The organism is Enterobacter sp. SENG-6, from assembly GCF_001605945.1.
Lineage (GTDB): Bacteria > Pseudomonadota > Gammaproteobacteria > Enterobacterales > Enterobacteriaceae > Enterobacter > Enterobacter cloacae.
Map to the genome: position 1 here is coordinate 44,847 of NZ_LOMM01000014.1, position 17,385 is coordinate 62,231.

Below are 17,385 nucleotides of genomic sequence, written 5' to 3' on the forward strand. Positions count from 1 at the left end.
GTTTATTATGCGCCAGCTCAACCGCCTCAAACAGTATCAACGCCTGTGGCAGCCCTCCGAAGGGGCACCGCAGCAGGTCACCATTGCGGAGCTCGCCAGCCGCTGTTTTTGCAGCGAGCGGCATGTTCGTACCCTGCTGCGTCAGGCGCAGGAGGCTGGCTGGCTGAACTGGCATGGACAGTCTGGTCGCGGCAAGCGCGGCGAGCTCAGGTTTTATGTCAGCCCGGAATCATTGCGCAATACGATGATGGAAGAAGCGCTGAAACATGGGCAGCAGCATAACGCCCTGGAGCTGGCCCAGCTTGCGCCGGAAGAGTTGCGGGAGTTGCTGCATCCCTTTTTGGGCGGACAGTGGCAAAACGATACGCCGACGCTGCGCATTCCCTATTACCGCTCGCTGGATGCGCTGCAGCCTGGCTTTTTACCCGGCCGGGCGGAGCAGCACCTGGCAGGCCAGGTTTTCTCCGGGCTGACGCGCTTTAACGGCAACAACAGCGAACCAACGGGCGATCTTGCCCATCACTGGGAAGTCACGGATGGCGGCCTGCGCTGGCATTTTTATATCCGCTCGACCCTGCACTGGCATAACGGCGACAAAATTGAGACAGCGCAGTTGCAGCGGAGCCTGAAGGCCCTGCTTATGCTGCCAGCCCTGCGCAAACTGTTCCAGAGCGTATTAGACATCGAGGTCACTCACCCGCAGTGCCTGACGTTTACCCTGCATCAACCGGACTACTGGTTGCCCCATCGTCTGGCGACCTACTGTAGCCGTCTGGCCCACCCCGATCAGCCCATGACGGGCAGCGGCCCTTTCAGGCTGAGCGTGTTTGATTCCGAGCTGGTGCGTCTGGAAAGCCACGAGCAGTACCATCTTAGTCACCCGCTGATCAAGGCGATTGAATACTGGATCACGCCGACGCTATTTGATTACGGACTGGGGACCAGTTGTCGTCATCCGGTCCAGATTGCCATTGGCGAGCCTGATGAACTGGAGAGCCTGCGGCTGGTAAGTAACAGCACCAGCCTGGGCTTCTGTTATCTCACCCTGAAACAGAGCGACCGGATGAGTGAACTGCAGGCTCGACGGCTAATCAATATCATCCATCTCTCAACGCTGCTGCATACGCTCCCGCTGAACGAAGGGTTGATTACCCCAACAGAAGAGCTGCTTCCAGGCCTGCCTATTCCCCGGTGGCCGGATTTAACGCACGTTCCTTTACCGGCAGCGTTAACCCTCGTTTACCATTTGCCCGTTGAGTTACACACCATGGCAAACCAGCTAAAACAGTACCTTGCGCAGCAGGGCTGCGAACTGACCGTTATCTTTCACGATGCGAAGACGTGGGACGGGTGTCCGCAGCTTGCCGATGCGGACATGATGATGGGAGACAGGCTGATTGGCGAAGCGCCGGAGTATACACTTGAACAGTGGCTTCGGTGCGATACCCTCTGGCCGCATCTGCTAAGCGCGCCGCAAGTTGCGCATCTGCAGGCCACGCTGGATGCCGTTCAGACTCAGGCCGATGAGCAGGCAAGACACGCTGGCCTGAGAGCCATCTTTACCCGGCTGATGGATAATGCGGTGCTGACGCCGCTGTTTAACTACCAGTATCAAATCAGCGCGCCACCGGGAGTAAACGGAATACGACTGAATACCCGTGGCTGGTTTGATTTCACAGAAGCCTGGCTTCCAGCCCCCCGGTCGTGAAGAAGCTGGTCGTCGCCGAAGTCAGACGGTAACATAATGTTTTTACCGTAACTGTCGAGATGATTTATGAAACGTGCCGTCGTCGTGTTCAGCGGAGGACAAGATTCCACTACCTGCCTGGTTCAGGCGCTTCACCAGTACGATGAAGTGCATTGTGTCACTTTCGATTATGGCCAGCGCCATCGCGCTGAAATCGACGTTGCCCGCGAACTGGCGCTGAAACTGGGCGCACGCGCGCATAAGGTGCTGGACGTCACGCTGTTAAACGAACTGGCCGTCAGCAGCCTCACTCGCGACAGTATTCCTGTTCCTGATTACAAACCTGACGCCAGCGGTATTCCCAATACCTTTGTGCCGGGCCGTAATATTCTTTTTCTGACCCTGACGGCCATCTACGCCTACCAGGTGCAAGCCGAAGCGGTGATCACCGGCGTTTGCGAAACCGACTTCTCCGGTTACCCGGACTGCCGCGACGAGTTTGTAAAAGCGCTTAATCATGCGGTAAATCTGGGGATGGCCAAGGAGACGCGCTTTGAAACGCCGCTAATGTGGCTTGATAAAGCGGAAACCTGGGCACTGGCGGACTACTGGGGCAAGCTGGATCTGGTTCGCAGCGAAACCCTGACCTGCTACAACGGCATCAAGGGCGACGGATGCGGCCAGTGCGCCGCCTGTAACCTGCGTGCCAATGGCTTGAATCACTACCTGGCAGATAAAGCCGGTGTGATGGCCGCGATGCAGAAAAAAACCGGGCTGAAATAGGGTTATTTGACCGTGCTGTCGAACAGTTTTACACCGGCAGCACGCGTGACTTTCATTAGCGTCGTCAGTGTTGGATTGCCATTATCAGACAAGGTTCGGTATAGCTGCTGGCGGGAAAGACCTGCTTTGGCAGCAATTTCACCTATGCCGCCGCGGGATTCGATGACCTGGCGGAGTGCAATGAGATAGGCAGGGATCCCCTGATCCTCATAAATTTCTTCCAGTGCTATTTGCAGGTAAAGTTGAGCGTAGGAAGGGTTTTCACGAAGCATTTTTACAACCGCATCGTGATGGTTAACAGAACTTGAATAGTGTCGTTTAGAAGTGCTCATCTGTTTTTCCTTTAGATAGATGATCTTTCAAGAAATCTACAGCCTGTTTAACATCTTGTTTTTGACTCTTCTTGTCACCACCGATGAGTAACAACAAGACCCTCTGATGCTCTACGGCAAAATAGATCCTGTAACCGGGACCACTATCAATTCGCATCTCCCAAACACCTTCTCTAAGGTATTTGTAATCACCAAAATTATGCTTTATTGCACGGTTAATACGCATAAGGATCCGTAAAACAATCTCCGGATCCTTTCTACGCATCCTGGTTATCCACTCCTCAAACGGCACTTTGCCATCACGGGTCCGATAACGCTCAACAACATAGTCCCTGTCCATTATTCTATCCCTGGAAAAACACTTTGTCTTTTATAAAAGACAAAAATTCACACGATCATCAGCTCCAGCTTTTCCCGCAGCTCCCCTTCCAGCGGCAGTGCTTTCTGCGTTTTCAGATCGATACAAACGAAGGTGATCAGCGCATCGGCTACCACCTGCCCTTCCGGATCCAGCGTCACGATCTGACTGAGCACGCCGCTCTTCCCGTTTAGCTGTTGCACCTGGCTGGTCACTGTAAGCACATCCCCCAGCACGGCCGGGCGACGGTAGTTGATATTGATGTTGACGACCACGAACGCGATGTTGTGCGCGGTCAGCCATTGGAAGCTTTCGCTGTTTTCCAGCCCATCCCAGCGCGCCTCTTCAAGAAATTCGAGATAGCGGGCGTTATTCACGTGCTGGTAAACATCAAGATGAAAACCGCGTACTTTGATTTTTGTCTGCATAGCGCAATAGCCTTTACTGTTGTTATAGGATAAGAGGTCAAGACTGGTATGACCTCTTTATCCTGGCAAACTTTTGCTGCTGTGCAAGTAAAACTGAGATTACAACGTCAGGTGTGAGAGGTTGCGCTCAACCAGTGAACTGCCCATCCCCGGAACCTGCCTGAGGTCGTCAACCGTTTTAAACGGGCCGTACTCTTCACGGTAGCTGACGATAGCCTGCGCTTTTTTGAGCCCTACGCCGTTCATCACGCGGGCGAGATCTTCAGCCGAGGCCGTATTAATGCTGACGCGTGTACCGTCGTCCTCTGTGCTTTTTCCAGGTTCAGCGGCTTTGGTTTGAGCAGATGCCTGTGCAGCGGGGTCAGTTTTGCTCTGTACAGACTGCGTTTTGGCTGCGGGGGCTGCCGCCAGTGCGCCTGCGCTCATTCCGGTGGTGGCAATAGCCAGTGTGATTAGCAGTGCTTTGATTCCACATTTCATGCTGTTATCTCCTTGTTTGTTGACAGCCATGTCACCATAGCCGTCAGCCAAAAGAGGCTCAAACATGCATTTGCAGAAATGGAAAAGGCCGCGAAAGCGGCCTTCAGGGTTTGCAGAGCGTTACGAAAATCTGCGAGCAGATACGTAATTATTGCTGCTGAGTGATGGCATCGCCCAGCTTGATTTTGGCTTCTTTACGCAGGTTGCTCATCATCGCTTCGAAAGCAATCTGGGCATTGTTCTGGGTGATACCCTGAACCATTGCTTTCTTTTGCGCTTCTGGCATGGTGCCGGCTTTCACTTCATCCAGCGCCAGCAGAACGACGTTCCCCTGCATGTCGGTTGTTGTCCCGAAGCTCGGTTTGTCTTTCGCTGGCAGGCTCAGACCAAACACAGCCTGGCTGATTGGATCCTGACCGGTACGGCTCAGCGTTTTCGCGTCACCGAAGCTCAGACCCGCCGCTTTCAGGGCGTCTTCTTTACCGGCTTTCAGGTCAGCCAGGATCTTCTCAGCATCCAGTTTTGCCTGCTGTTCCGCTTTGCTATGTTTAACCTGCGCCACAACCTGATCTTTCACTTCCGCCAGCGGTTTTACCGCTTCAGGCTTGTGCTCGCTCACGCGCAGAACAAACGCACGGTCACCGTCAACGGTAATGATATCGGAGTTGCTGCCCGGCGTACCGTTCTCACCCACGAGACCACCGTTGAAGATGGCATCCGAAACCGGTTTGAAGTTCAGCTCTTCCGGCAGGTTGTCACGGCCAAACCAGCCGGTCTCAACCGCTTTCACGCCAGCAGCCTGCTCTGCACCAGCCAGAGATTCGTTATCGTTGCTCGCCGCATCGCTCACTTTCTGCTGCAGAGCATAGTACGCATCGAGCGCTTTTTCCTGCTTCACTTTGGCGGCGATATCATCACGCACCTCAGCCAGAGGTTTGGTTTTAGCGGCTTCGATATCATCCAGACGCGCAACCAGGAAACCAACGGACGATTTAATCACACCCGACAGCTGGCCCTTGTCTTTCAGACCGGCATTTTTCAGCTCATCCGGCGTAGTCGCCGCTTCCAGCCAGCCCATATCGCCGCCATTTTTGGCAGAAATGATGTCGGTGGATTTTGCTTTCGCAACGGTGGCGAAATCTGCGCCTTTGTTCAGCTCATCCAGCACCGCTTTGGCATCGGCTTCGGTTTTGGTCTGAATCACGCTGTAGCGGTTACGCTGCGGCTGAGTGAACTGATCCTGATGCTGATCGTAGTAAGACTGGATTTCTGCATCAGTCGCGGTTTCCTGCAACGCAGCAGCATCCAGTTTGATATAGCTCACGCGGAACTGCTCAGGTGCAACAAAGCTGTTTTTATTCTGCTCGTACCAGGCGTTAACCTCTGCGTCGCTCACCTGCTGCTTCGCCGCGAGCGCATTCACATCGATGGTCGCCTGACGCACAACACGCTGCTGTGCCACCAGGGCTGCCAGTTCGTCAGTTTCACCTTTGAGCATGAAATCAGTACCAACCACCGCATTGATGAGCTGTTGCGTCGTCAGCTGGTTACGCAGCGCCTGCGCGTATTGATCGGCCGTCATGCCCATCTGATTCACAATGCTGTTATAGCGAGCGTTGTCGAACTTGCCGTTAGACTGGAAAGCCTGAGTCGAGAAGATGGCTTTTTTAACCTGCTCATCGCTGATACCCAGACCCAGTTTTTTGGCATATTGATCGAGGAGCGCTTCGTCAATCAGGCGGTTCAGCGTCTGCTGGCGCAGGGTTTTCATGTATCCTTCGTTCGCAGCCAGCTCAGAGAATTGGTCGCCCAGCTGTTGCTGCATACGGTTACGTTCACCGGCAAACGCGTTCTCGAACTGACCGCGGCTGATTTCCTGGCCGTTCACTTTTGCGGCATAGTTTGCGCCACCGCCGATAAGGTAACTGCTCACGCCGGTCAATATGAACGACACGATAATGATACCGAAAATAATTTTGAGCACGAGACTGTTAGCAGCCGTGCGTAAGCTGTCCATCATGGTGTAACAACACTCCGCTGTAGGTGACTGGTTACCTGACGCTAACGGAAAATCCTGACCGTCGCGCGTAAAGGCGTATTGTGACAAGAAAACGGGGCGATTGTCAGCCCACAACTCGCATAAACTCGCACAAATCAGGTCTGGACAAATAAAAAAGGCACATCAAATGATGCGCCCTTGTACTTTTCGGCTTCCCTGAAACGGGAAAGCAATCAGTTTACTGCGTCTTTCAGCGCTTTACCTGCACGGAAACCCGGCACTTTAGCGGCAGCAATGGTGATCTCTTTACCGGTCTGAGGGTTGCGGCCAGTACGGGCAGCACGCTCTTTAACAGCAAAAGTACCGAAGCCTACCAGTGCAACGTCGTCCCCAGCCTGCAGAGATTCAGTAACAGAAGCAATTAATGCATCTAACGCACGTCCAGCTGCAGCTTTAGAAATATCAGCACCAGCAGCAATTTTGTCAATCAGTTGAGATTTATTCACTGTTCTCTTCCTCTCTTTATAATTTATATCGCGCCTGAATCCTTCACAACGCGACCGCGCAGCAGTTATATCAGGCCTGCCATGACCTTACAACACCCGTTGTTGATGGCTGACCTAATCAGCAATCTAAATTAGCTATACAAAAAAAGGCTGGCAAGTGCGAAATGACTTACCAGCCTTGTTTTTATTGACGCTCTTTGCGCGAGGTCACTATTTTGCGGTCACAACCTGCATTCCGGAGGGTTCATTCTGCAATGCGAGAGTGAGAACCTCCTCAATTCGCTTAACAGGATGAATCTGCAGATCGGCAATCACGTTGTCAGGAATCTCTTCCAGATCGCGTTTATTTTCGTAAGGAATCAATACGGTTTTGATCCCACCACGATGTGCCGCCAGCAGTTTTTCTTTTAACCCACCAATTGGCAGAACCTGACCACGCAGGGTAATTTCACCGGTCATTGCGACATCAGCGCGCACCGGGTTACCTGTGAGACAGGAGACCAACGCGGTACACATCGCGATACCGGCGCTTGGGCCATCTTTCGGCGTTGCCCCTTCCGGGACGTGAACGTGAATGTCGCGTTTTTCGTAGAAATCCGGGTTGATCCCCAGTTTCTCCGCACGTGCGCGAACCACGGTCAAGGCCGCCTGGATGGACTCCTGCATGACTTCACCCAGAGAACCGGTGTAGGTCAGCTTACCTTTACCTGGCACACAGGCGGTTTCGATGGTCAGCAGATCGCCGCCCACTTCCGTCCATGCCAGACCGGTGACCTGACCCACGCGGTTTTCGTTGTCCGCACGACCATAGTCGAAACGCTGAACGCCCAGATAGGCATGCAGATTGTCGCCGTTAATGGTGATGTGCTTCAGGCTCTTATCCAGCAGCAGCTGTTTCACCGCCTTACGGCACAGTTTAGAGATTTCACGCTCAAGGCTACGCACGCCCGCTTCGCGAGTGTAGTAGCGAATGATGCCGATAATCGCGCTGTCTTCGACGGTCAGCTCGTTGGCTTTCAGTGCGTTACGCTCAATCTGTTTTGGCAGCAGATGCTGCTTCGCAATATTCAGCTTCTCGTCTTCGGTATAACCAGACAGACGGATCACTTCCATACGATCCAGCAGCGGTGCCGGAATGTTCATGGAGTTGGAGGTCGCCACGAACATCACATCGCTCAGATCGTAATCCACCTCCAGGTAGTGATCGCTGAACGCCACGTTCTGTTCTGGATCAAGTACTTCCAGCAGAGCCGAGGCTGGATCGCCACGCATATCCGACGACATTTTGTCGATCTCATCGAGCAGGAACAGTGGGTTTTTAACCCCTACTTTCGCCATCTTCTGGATCAATTTACCCGGCATAGAACCGATGTAGGTACGACGGTGGCCGCGGATTTCCGCTTCGTCGCGTACGCCACCCAGCGCCATACGGATATATTTACGTCCGGTCGCTTTCGCAATGGACTGACCCAGAGAGGTTTTACCTACCCCTGGCGGTCCAACCAGACAGAGGATTGGGCCTTTCAGTTTGTTTACACGGCTTTGTACCGCGAGGTACTCAAGGATGCGGTCTTTAACACGCTCCAGGCCGTAGTGGTCGGTATCCAGGATCTCCTGCGCCTGACGCAGGTCTTTTTTGACCTTGCTGCGGGCGTTCCACGGCACCTGAACCATCCACTCGATGTAGCCACGCACCACCGTCGCTTCAGCCGACATCGGAGACATCATTTTCAGCTTCTGCAGTTCAGCTTCCGCTTTCTCTTTGGCCTCTTTCGGCATTTTTGCCGCGTCGATCTTACGCTTCAGCGCTTCGTTTTCGTCCGGCGCGTCGTCCATCTCGCCGAGTTCTTTCTGAATGGCTTTCATTTGCTCATTCAGATAGTACTCACGCTGCGATTTTTCCATCTGCTTTTTCACGCGGTTGCGAATACGCTTCTCAACCTGCAGCAGATCGATTTCAGACTCCATCATCGCCATCAGATATTCCAGACGTTCGTTAACGTCGGACATCTCCAGCACGGACTGTTTGTCCGCCAGCTTCAGCGGCATATGCGCTGCGATGGTGTCCGCCAGACGTGCGGGATCGTCGATGCTGTTCAGCGACGTCAGCACTTCTGGTGGGATTTTCTTGTTCAGCTTGATATAGCCTTCAAACTGGCTAATCGCGGTGCGCACCAGCACTTCCTGCTCGCGCTCATCAAGCTGAGGCGAATCAAGGTACTCTGCCTTGGCAGAGAAATGTTCGCCATTGTCAGACAGGGTGGTAATACGCGCACGCTGCAGGCCTTCTACCAGCACCTTAACGGTGCCGTCAGGCAGCTTCAGCATCTGCAAAATAGAGGCCACGGTCCCGACGGTGAAAAGATCGTTTACACCCGGCTCATCCGTCGAAGCTTCCTTCTGCGCAACCAACATGATTTTTTTATCATGATCCATGGCGGCTTCGAGGCAACGGATAGATTTTTCCCGCCCTACAAATAAGGGTATGACCATGTGCGGATAAACCACCACATCGCGCAACGGCAATACGGGGATTTCAATGCGTTCAGAACGCTCAGGATTCATAGAGCTCTCTCTTAGTTTAGTGTCCGCCAGGTAAACTGGTCATGTAACTGTGCTTCACACAACCATTAACATGTAATCCAGTATATGGGGATGTTTCCCACACATTCAACGCCATGAATACGGAAAAAGTAAAGGGGAGATAAAATCCCCCCTTTTTGATTAACTGCTTGTATGATTTGGTGAATTATTCGCCAGATGCCTGCTGCGCTTCCGGTTTCCCGTAAATCAGCAGCGGCTTGCTTTGACCACCGATAACGGACTCGTCGATAACCACTTTTTCGACATCTTCCATGGAAGGCAGGTCGTACATGGTATCAAGCAGCGCCGCTTCAACGATGGAACGCAGACCACGGGCACCGGTTTTACGGATCATCGCTTTCTTCGCAATTGCATCCAGCGCTTCATCACGGAATTCCAGCTCAACGCCTTCCAGGTTAAACAGCGCCTGATACTGCTTGGTCAGCGCGTTTTTCGGCTCTTTCAGGATCTGGATCAGCGCTTCTTCACTCAGTTCATTCAGCGTGGCCACAACCGGCAGACGCCCAATGAATTCTGGGATCAGACCAAACTTGATCAGATCTTCTGGTTCAACCTGAGACAGCAGTTCGCCTTCGTTCGCTTTTTCGGATTTGGCCTTCACCGTTGCGCCAAAACCAATGCCGGAGCCGGTTTCAACACGGTGGGAGATAACTTTATCCAGACCGGCGAAAGCACCGCCACAAATGAACAGGATCTTGGAGGTATCAACCTGCAGGAATTCCTGCTGCGGATGTTTACGGCCACCCTGCGGGGGCACTGCGGCAACGGTTCCTTCGATCAGCTTCAGTAATGCCTGCTGTACACCTTCCCCTGATACGTCACGGGTGATAGACGGGTTGTCTGATTTACGGGAAATCTTGTCGATCTCATCGATATAGACGATCCCGCGCTGGGCTTTCTGTACGTCGTAATCGCACTTCTGCAGCAGTTTCTGGATGATGTTTTCCACATCTTCACCCACGTAACCGGCTTCGGTCAGGGTGGTGGCATCCGCCATGGTGAACGGCACATCCAGCAGGCGCGCGAGCGTTTCAGCCAACAGCGTTTTACCGGAACCGGTTGGGCCGATCAGCAGAATGTTACTTTTACCCAGCTCTACGCCATTGCTGGTATCACCGTTACGCAGGCGTTTGTAGTGGTTATATACCGCTACCGCCAGCACTTTCTTAGCCTGCTCCTGACCGATGACATAGTCGTCCAGATGATGACGAATTTCATGCGGTGTCGGCAGCGCGCTACGCTCACGGTGAGGCGCTACTTCTTTAATCTCTTCGCGAATGATGTCATTACATAAATCAACACATTCGTCGCAGATATACACGGACGGCCCGGCAATCAGTTTACGCACTTCATGCTGGCTTTTGCCGCAAAAAGAGCAGTACAGCAGTTTGCCCGAACCATCTTTGCGTTTATCTGTCATGAGTCCAAACCTCTTTTTAAGTTCTTTGTGCCGCACATGACGACGCAAATGCCATTTTCAGACGCAAGCTGCTCTCAAGCAGAGTGCCGCTTTACCTTAGTATAGCGGCACACTCGCGTCGCGGGCATCAATTACGATGGGTCAAAATGGAGTCGACTAAGCCGTACTCAACTGCCTCTGAAGCAGAGAGGAAGCGATCGCGCTCGGTATCGCGCTCGATCTGCTCAAGAGATTGACCCGTATGCTGCGCCATAAGTTCATTCATGCGCGCTTTTACTTTCAGAATTTCGCGGGCGTGGATTTCGATATCCGTCGCCTGCCCCTGGTAACCACCCAGCGGCTGGTGAATCATCACGCGGGAATTCGGCAGGCAGAAACGTTTGCCTTTTGCCCCTGCGGTTAACAGGAAGGCACCCATAGATGCTGCCTGACCCATACAGATAGTGCTCACATCAGGCTTGATGAATTGCATGGTGTCATAAATGGACATACCTGCCGTAATCACGCCGCCTGGGGAGTTAATGTACAGGTAAATGTCTTTTTCCGGGTTTTCCGCTTCCAGAAACAGCATCTGCGCCACGATCAGGTTCGCCATGTGGTCTTCCACCTGGCCGGTCAGAAAGATAACGCGTTCCTTGAGCAGACGGGAATAGATATCAAAAGAACGCTCACCACGTGAGGTCTGTTCAATAACCATTGGCACCAGAGCCATATGGGGTGCAAAGTTATCTCGTTCGCCACTGTATGACATTTCCGTCTCCTGGATCAAAATTGAAAACACCTGCTGTACTGATTGTAACCTTACGGACGGATTATCAGCCAGTCTCATTCATCTGATTACACACTTATGGGGTTTACATTGCCCTATTTCAAGCATAACAACCTTTTGTTGTTACGCTAACACCGAAAGGGCGTTTTAGCACCCTTCCTGGGCTATTGGTGCGATAAAAAAAACCCGTTGCCGGAAGGCAACGGGTTTTTGTTCAAACTTTAAACCTTCGGGGCGAAATTACGCCTGCTGGTTCATCAGTTCGTTGAAAGAGGTCGCTTTTTCGGTCACTTTCGCTTTCGCCAGTACCGCTTCAACAGCCTGCTCTTCCAGGGCAACATTGCGCATGTTGTCCATCAGCTCTTTGTTCTTACCGTAGAACTCGATAACTTCTGATGGATCTTCGTATGCAGAAGCCATCTCTTCGATCAGGCCTTTCACACGCTCTTCGTCAGCTTTCAGCTCGTGGGTACGAATCACTTCGCCCAGCAGCAGACCAACAACAACGCGGCGTTTTGCCTGCTCTTCGAACAGCTCGCGTGGCAGTTCCATCGCTTGCTGCTGGTTGCCACCGAAACGCTGTGCAGCCTGACGACGCAGTACGTCGATTTCGCTGTCGATCAGCGCAGCTGGAACGTCGATTTCGTTCGCCTTCACCAGGCCTTCGATAGCCTGAGATTTCACACGGTTACGCACAGCACCGTTCAGCTCGCGTTCCATGTTTTTACGTACTTCGGTACGCAGACCAGCAACAGAACCATCTTCCACGCCGAAACGCTTGATGAATTCTTCAGTCAGTTCTGGCAGTTCGCGCTCTTCCACTTTCTTCAGGTTGATGACGAACTTCGCTGCTTTACCTTTCAGGTTTTCAGCGTGGTACTCTTCAGGGAAGGTCACGTCGATGGTGAACTCTTCGCCCGCTTTGTGGCCTTTGATACCGTCTTCGAAGCCCGGGATCATACGACCCTGACCCATTGCCAGTACGAAGTCAGTCGCTTTGCCGCCTTCGAACTCTTCGCCGTCTACAGAACCGGTGAAGTCGATGGTGACGCGGTCTTCAGCGTCAACAGCGCCTTCTTTCTCTTTCCAGTTAGCCTGCTGCTTACGCAGGGTATCCAGCATGCCGTCAACATCTTCGTCGGTCACGGAAACAATCGGTTTTTCAACTTCGATAGATTCCAGACCTTTCAGTTCTACTTCCGGATACACTTCGAACTCTACAGAGTAGGTGAAGTCTTCGCCCAGTTTGTATTCGCCTGGAACGTAGTTCGGCGCACCTGCCGGATTGATCTTTTCTTTGATGATCGCATCGATAAAGTTGCGGCTCATCAGTTCACCCAGCACATCCTGACGCACGGAAGCGCCATAACGCTGAGCAACAACATTCATTGGTACTTTGCCCTTACGGAAGCCGTCAATACGTACTTTTTTTGCTACGTTGACCAGCTCGCTTTTCACAGCAGTTTCGATGCTGTCAGCAGCGATAGTAATCGTTACACGGCGGCCAAGGCCTTGAGTGGTTTCAACTGAAACTTGCATCTTGTTACCTCAAAAAAATCACAGTGCTCGGTCAACTCTGAATCTGTCTGTTTTACCGGGATGCTCTCTTAGTGCAGATTCACATTCCCTGTCGCCAGAATCATCCCGAAGACATTCAATAAGACGCGGCATTATAGCGGCATCACTTAGGTGAGTCGAGAACGGTTGGGGCATGTTGCTGCGGCTTTTTTCACACTTTAAGGCTATTTTTAGCCTTAAAATCGCACCATCCGCTCAAAACTCAGACAAAACAAAACGGCCCGAAGGCCGTTTTGAGGAAATCTGTAAGCAACATACTGGAAAAACTCCAGCGGTTGCAAATCCGATTTATCAGGCGATGGTGCCTGCACCGCGACAAGGCGGGGATGCAAAAACCGTATCCTGCAAGCCTTCCCACTCCTTAATGGTGTAGGTATGCAATGCCAGCGCATGTACGGTTGTGGAGAGTTCTTCCGTCAAGGTGCTGTAGATCAAGCGGTGTCGGTTCAGGAAACGTTCTCCCGTGAAGCGATCGCTAACCAGAACCACTTTGAAGTGGCTTTCAGAACCTGCCGGCACGTTATGACGATAGCTTTCGTCGACGACTTCGAGGAACACAGGGTTGAACGCTGCCCTTAATTTATCTTCTATCTGCTCACGTATCATCATGAAATTACTCCTCCGACAACGCCAGGATGTCACCCATCCCTTTAAATGTTAGCCGCTTTTACCGGTTCCATTACAACAAGACAACAAATATTTAGCTTTCGTCTTATTTTCTCATTCAAACGAATGAAGTTCACTGTGAGGCTCATACGTTTTGTCACACACAGGTTGAGAAAAAGGGCGAACTGGTCAGTTTTCAGACAAGGCGATGAATTTACATGCGTTGACCACTTCCCCTGGCCGTTAGCGATGTTATGATGGCGGCAATTTTTCTCTCTATATGCTTACGATTCGTTGAGAACCCGAAAATGTTAAAAAAACTCTTCTTTCCGTTGGTAGCCCTCTTTATGCTGGCAGGCTGCGCTACCCCGCCAACAACTATTGATGTCTCACCAAAAATCACGCTGCCTCAGCAGGATCCAAGCCTGATGGGCGTGACCGTGAGCATTAACGGTGCCGATCAGCGTCAGGATCAGGCCCTGGCGAAAGTGACCCGCGACAACCAGCTGGTGACGTTGACCGCTTCTCGTGACCTGCGTTTCCTGCTGCAGGAAGTGCTGGAGAAACAGATGACCTCTCGTGGTTACATGATTGGCCCAAGCGGCGCGGTTGATCTGCAGATCATCGTTAACAACCTGTACGCTGACGTTTCCCAGGGTAACGTGCGCTACAACATCTCCACCAAAGCGGACATCGCCATCATCGCTACCGCGAAGAACGGCAACAAGATGACCAAAAACTATCGCGCCAGCTACTCCGTAGAAGGTGCTTTCCAGGCCTCTAACCAGAACATTGCTAACGCCGTAAACAGCGTGCTGACCGATACCATCGCCGATATGGCGCAGGACACCAGCATTCACGACTTTATCAAGCAAAACGCGCGTTAATCCTGCTGACTGACCCGGTGTTTTATCGGGTCAGTTTTTAAGAACATGTCCAGTCATTACTTACGCATTTTCCAGCAACCCAAATCAGCCATTCTGCTGATCCTTGGCTTTGCCTCCGGTTTACCCCTCGCGCTCACTTCCGGCACATTGCAGGCCTGGATGACAGTTGAGAATATCGATCTCAAAACCATTGGCTTCTTCTCGCTCGTCGGCCAGGCGTATGTCTTTAAGTTCCTGTGGTCGCCGGTGATGGATCGCTACACCCCGCCGTTCCTGGGCCGTCGTCGTGGCTGGCTGGTGATGACGCAGGTCCTGCTGTTGCTGGCCATTGCCGCCATGGGATTCCTTGAGCCGTCGACACAGCTTCGCTGGATGGCGGCGCTTGCGGTGGTAATCGCCTTCTGTTCCGCGTCACAGGATATCGTGTTTGATGCCTGGAAAACGGACGTGTTACCCGCAGAAGAGCGTGGAGCCGGTGCAGCCATCAGCGTGCTGGGCTATCGCCTCGGCATGTTGGTATCTGGTGGGCTGGCGCTGTGGCTGGCTGACCGCTATCTGGGCTGGCAGGGCATGTACTGGCTGATGGCCGCCCTGCTGATCCCGTGCATTATTGCCACCCTCCTCGCCCCTGAACCGAGCGACGTGATCCCGGTCCCCCGTTCTCTGGAGCAGGCCGTTGCCGAACCGCTGCGTGATTTCTTTGGCCGCAACAATGCCTGGCTGATCCTGCTGCTCATCGTCCTTTATAAGCTGGGTGATGCCTTCGCGATGAGCCTGACCACCACGTTCCTGATCCGCGGCGTCGGGTTCGATGCCGGTGAAGTGGGAGTGGTTAACAAAACCCTCGGGCTCTTTGCCACTATCGTCGGCGCACTTTACGGCGGGGTGTTGATGCAGCGCCTGACCTTGTTCCGGGCGTTGCTGATCTTCGGCATTCTGCAGGGGGCGTCTAACGCGGGTTACTGGCTGCTGTCGATTACCGATAAACATATGATTAGCATGGCGGCAGCAGTGTTCTTTGAGAACCTGTGTGGCGGAATGGGTACCGCGGCGTTTGTCGCCCTGCTGATGACGCTCTGCAACAAGTCGTTTTCTGCAACGCAGTTCGCCCTGCTCTCGGCGCTTTCTGCCGTGGGCCGCGTATATGTGGGGCCGATTGCCGGTTGGTTTGTTGAAGCGCACGGTTGGCCAACGTTTTATCTCTTCTCCGTGGTTGCAGCCGTGCCAGGCATTTTATTGTTGCTGGTCTGCCGCCAGACGCTGGAATATACCCAGCGAACAGAACACTTTATGCCGCGAACGGAATATCAGCGCGCCTACCGTTTTGCGCTACGCCTGTTAATGGTGGGATGTCTGGCGCTGGGGTTATGGCTCGTGGTGCTTATCATCAATGCCACTACCCCCCTGGTGCTTCCTCTTGAAGCCCTTCTCCTTGATGTCGGCGCCCTGCTGGCGGTCGTCGGGATCCTGCTCGGTGGGCTGCTCGATTTTCTGGCTCTGCGTAAAACGCAGACAACCTGAAGATAAAAGCGAAAGGTTATTTCCCGTTGTAATCACCGGCCGAAATTATAACGGTGAAATAACCGACAAACGCTAAAAAAAATATTTGTTGTTTTGTGCGGGATAGGATTCGGAAATTATTGGAGCCATTTCTTTCAGGCTATTTTTCATTAAACGATTCAGCTTGGGAAAGATTGAATTTTCGTTTTTTAATTGTCTTTTTATTGATAATTAATTGTTAATTTTTTGTTTATTTTTAACAATGGTTATACCAATTGCCCCTTTTAGGGTATGCTTGGGGGTCCTTTCGTTATAAAGCCCATGCCATGCGGCTTCGGTCATAAAAACCGACATAATTTGCAACACTTGTGACATGTGCGGCAGAACCCGGTAACACCTTCCTGACACAGGCCTAATGATGTTTACAGTAATGTAACCTTCCCGTAAAATGCCCCCACACTTTAAACGCCACCAGACTCCCGTGGAATTGAGGTCGTTAAATGAGACTCAGGAAATACAATAAAAGTTTGGGATGGTTGTCATTATTCGCAGGCACTGTATTACTCAGTGGCTGCGATTCTGCACTACTTGACCCCAAAGGACAGATTGGACTGGAACAACGTTCACTGATACTGACGGCATTTGGCCTGATGTTGATTGTGGTTATTCCAGCCATTTTGATGGCTGTTGGTTTCGCCTGGAAGTATCGTGCGAGCAATAAAGATGCGAAGTATAGCCCTAACTGGTCACACTCCAATAAAGTGGAAGCTGTGGTCTGGACGGTTCCTATTCTGATCATCCTGTTCCTCGCTGTGCTGACCTGGAAAACCACTCACGCACTTGAGCCAAGCAAACCGCTGGTTCACGATGAAAAACCAATTACCATCGAAGTGGTCTCCATGGACTGGAAATGGTTCTTCATCTATCCAGAGCAGGGCATTGCTACCGTGAATGAAATCGCCTTCCCGGCGAACACTCCGGTTCAGTTCAAAGTGACCTCCAACTCCGTAATGAACTCCTTCTTCATCCCACGTCTGGGTAGCCAGATTTACGCGATGGCCGGTATGCAGACCAACCTGCACCTGATCGCGAATGAAGCAGGCACCTATGATGGTATCTCCGCCAGCTATAGCGGCCCGGGCTTCTCAGGTATGAAGTTCAAAGCTATTGCGACGCCGGACCGTGCCGCTTTCGACCAATGGGTTGCAAAAGCGAAGCAGTCTCCAAACACCATGTCTGACATGGCGGCGTTCGAAAAAGTGGCTGCACCTAGCGAATACAACAAGGTGGAGTACTTCTCTAACGTGAAACCTGATTTGTTCAAAGACGTTATTGGCAAATTTATGGATCACGGCAAGAGCATGGACATGACCCAGCCTGAAGGCGAGCATAGCGCGCATGAAGGTATGGAAGGCATGGACATGAGCCACGCGGAAACCGCTCACTAA

The 17,385-nt window shown here is 52.3% G+C and carries 16 protein-coding genes; 5 read left to right on the plus strand and 11 right to left on the minus strand.

The window, feature by feature from the left end:
- Window positions 1-7: 7 nt before the first annotated feature.
- Window positions 8-1,708, plus strand: a complete 1,701-nt coding sequence (locus tag AX755_RS08910) for an SgrR family transcriptional regulator (protein WP_057071750.1) — start codon at window positions 8-10, stop codon at window positions 1,706-1,708.
- Between the two features lie 66 nt (window positions 1,709-1,774).
- On the plus strand, window positions 1,775-2,470 hold the full coding sequence (gene queC / locus AX755_RS08915) for a 7-cyano-7-deazaguanine synthase QueC (RefSeq protein WP_013095864.1): 696 nt from the start codon (window positions 1,775-1,777) through the stop codon (window positions 2,468-2,470).
- A gap of 2 nt (window positions 2,471-2,472) precedes the next feature.
- Here the strand turns inward: queC and AX755_RS08920 are convergent, their stop codons facing one another.
- The 11 genes from AX755_RS08920 to bolA form a co-directional block, all read right to left on the minus strand.
- Window positions 2,473-2,802 carry an addiction module antidote protein gene (locus AX755_RS08920; RefSeq protein ID WP_013095863.1) on the minus strand — a complete coding sequence of 110 codons (330 nt, stop codon included), beginning with the start codon at window positions 2,800-2,802 and terminating at the stop codon, window positions 2,473-2,475.
- A complete protein-coding gene (locus tag AX755_RS08925) occupies window positions 2,789-3,142 on the minus strand; it encodes a type II toxin-antitoxin system RelE/ParE family toxin (protein WP_058678435.1) in 354 nt (117 codons plus the stop codon). The genes AX755_RS08920 and AX755_RS08925 overlap by 14 nt, the downstream gene beginning before the upstream one ends.
- Window positions 3,143-3,189: 47 nt before the next feature.
- Window positions 3,190-3,588, minus strand: coding sequence for a YbgC/FadM family acyl-CoA thioesterase (locus AX755_RS08930; RefSeq protein WP_013095862.1), 399 nt, complete (start codon window positions 3,586-3,588; stop codon window positions 3,190-3,192).
- Window positions 3,589-3,687: 99 nt separating this feature from the next.
- Window positions 3,688-4,068: a helix-hairpin-helix domain-containing protein gene (locus AX755_RS08935; protein WP_020686127.1), complete on the minus strand. Its 381-nt coding sequence runs from the start codon at window positions 4,066-4,068 to the stop codon at window positions 3,688-3,690.
- Window positions 4,069-4,216: 148 nt separating this feature from the next.
- Window positions 4,217-6,088: a peptidylprolyl isomerase gene (gene ppiD / locus AX755_RS08940; protein WP_038418799.1), complete on the minus strand. Its 1,872-nt coding sequence runs from the start codon at window positions 6,086-6,088 to the stop codon at window positions 4,217-4,219.
- 212 nt (window positions 6,089-6,300) lie between these two features.
- Window positions 6,301-6,573 carry a nucleoid-associated protein HU-beta gene (gene hupB / locus AX755_RS08945; protein WP_002444653.1) on the minus strand — a complete coding sequence of 91 codons (273 nt, stop codon included), beginning with the start codon at window positions 6,571-6,573 and terminating at the stop codon, window positions 6,301-6,303.
- Window positions 6,574-6,783: 210 nt separating this feature from the next.
- Window positions 6,784-9,138 carry an endopeptidase La gene (lon, locus tag AX755_RS08950; protein WP_013095859.1) on the minus strand — a complete coding sequence of 785 codons (2,355 nt, stop codon included), beginning with the start codon at window positions 9,136-9,138 and terminating at the stop codon, window positions 6,784-6,786.
- A gap of 184 nt (window positions 9,139-9,322) precedes the next feature.
- Complete coding sequence (gene clpX / locus AX755_RS08955; RefSeq protein WP_013095858.1) at window positions 9,323-10,597, minus strand: ATP-dependent protease ATP-binding subunit ClpX; 1,275 nt, start codon at window positions 10,595-10,597, stop codon at window positions 9,323-9,325.
- Window positions 10,598-10,724: 127 nt separating this feature from the next.
- Window positions 10,725-11,348 carry an ATP-dependent Clp endopeptidase proteolytic subunit ClpP gene (gene clpP, locus AX755_RS08960; protein ID WP_013095857.1) on the minus strand — a complete coding sequence of 208 codons (624 nt, stop codon included), beginning with the start codon at window positions 11,346-11,348 and terminating at the stop codon, window positions 10,725-10,727.
- Window positions 11,349-11,606: 258 nt separating this feature from the next.
- Window positions 11,607-12,905 (minus strand): trigger factor, encoded by a 1,299-nt coding sequence (gene tig, locus AX755_RS08965; RefSeq protein ID WP_013095856.1) that lies wholly within the window; start codon window positions 12,903-12,905, stop codon window positions 11,607-11,609.
- Between the two features lie 330 nt (window positions 12,906-13,235).
- Entirely contained in the window at window positions 13,236-13,553 is a 318-nt protein-coding gene (gene bolA / locus AX755_RS08970) for a transcriptional regulator BolA (RefSeq protein WP_013095855.1), read from the minus strand.
- Between the two features lie 305 nt (window positions 13,554-13,858).
- Between bolA and AX755_RS08975 the strand changes: the two genes are divergently transcribed.
- The 3 genes from AX755_RS08975 to cyoA all read left to right on the plus strand — a co-directional run bounded on the left by AX755_RS08975 (window position 13,859) and on the right by cyoA (window position 17,385).
- Complete coding sequence (locus AX755_RS08975; RefSeq protein WP_013095854.1) at window positions 13,859-14,437, plus strand: lipoprotein; 579 nt, start codon at window positions 13,859-13,861, stop codon at window positions 14,435-14,437.
- Window positions 14,438-14,482: 45 nt separating this feature from the next.
- Window positions 14,483-15,958 (plus strand): muropeptide MFS transporter AmpG, encoded by a 1,476-nt coding sequence (gene ampG / locus AX755_RS08980; protein WP_038985373.1) that lies wholly within the window; start codon window positions 14,483-14,485, stop codon window positions 15,956-15,958.
- Window positions 15,959-16,437: 479 nt separating this feature from the next.
- A complete protein-coding gene (gene cyoA, locus AX755_RS08990) occupies window positions 16,438-17,385 on the plus strand; it encodes a cytochrome o ubiquinol oxidase subunit II (protein ID WP_013095851.1) in 948 nt (315 codons plus the stop codon).

Bases quoted from the DNA above. Each gene is read 5' to 3' on its own strand.
- AX755_RS08910 (WP_057071750.1), top strand. From the start codon at position 8: ATGCGCCAGCTCAACCGCCTCAAACAGTATCAACGCCTGTGGCAGCCC.
- queC (WP_013095864.1), top strand. From the start codon at position 1,775: ATGAAACGTGCCGTCGTCGTGTTCAGCGGAGGACAAGATTCCACTACC.
- AX755_RS08920 (WP_013095863.1), bottom strand. From the start codon at position 2,802: ATGAGCACTTCTAAACGACACTATTCAAGTTCTGTTAACCATCACGAT.
- AX755_RS08925 (WP_058678435.1), bottom strand. From the start codon at position 3,142: ATGGACAGGGACTATGTTGTTGAGCGTTATCGGACCCGTGATGGCAAA.
- AX755_RS08930 (WP_013095862.1), bottom strand. From the start codon at position 3,588: ATGCAGACAAAAATCAAAGTACGCGGTTTTCATCTTGATGTTTACCAG.
- AX755_RS08935 (WP_020686127.1), bottom strand. From the start codon at position 4,068: ATGAAATGTGGAATCAAAGCACTGCTAATCACACTGGCTATTGCCACC.
- ppiD (WP_038418799.1), bottom strand. From the start codon at position 6,088: ATGATGGACAGCTTACGCACGGCTGCTAACAGTCTCGTGCTCAAAATT.
- lon (WP_013095859.1), bottom strand. From the start codon at position 9,138: ATGAATCCTGAGCGTTCTGAACGCATTGAAATCCCCGTATTGCCGTTG.
- clpX (WP_013095858.1), bottom strand. From the start codon at position 10,597: ATGACAGATAAACGCAAAGATGGTTCGGGCAAACTGCTGTACTGCTCT.
- clpP (WP_013095857.1), bottom strand. From the start codon at position 11,348: ATGTCATACAGTGGCGAACGAGATAACTTTGCACCCCATATGGCTCTG.
- tig (WP_013095856.1), bottom strand. From the start codon at position 12,905: ATGCAAGTTTCAGTTGAAACCACTCAAGGCCTTGGCCGCCGTGTAACG.
- bolA (WP_013095855.1), bottom strand. From the start codon at position 13,553: ATGATGATACGTGAGCAGATAGAAGATAAATTAAGGGCAGCGTTCAAC.
- AX755_RS08975 (WP_013095854.1), top strand. From the start codon at position 13,859: ATGTTAAAAAAACTCTTCTTTCCGTTGGTAGCCCTCTTTATGCTGGCA.
- ampG (WP_038985373.1), top strand. From the start codon at position 14,483: ATGTCCAGTCATTACTTACGCATTTTCCAGCAACCCAAATCAGCCATT.
- cyoA (WP_013095851.1), top strand. From the start codon at position 16,438: ATGAGACTCAGGAAATACAATAAAAGTTTGGGATGGTTGTCATTATTC.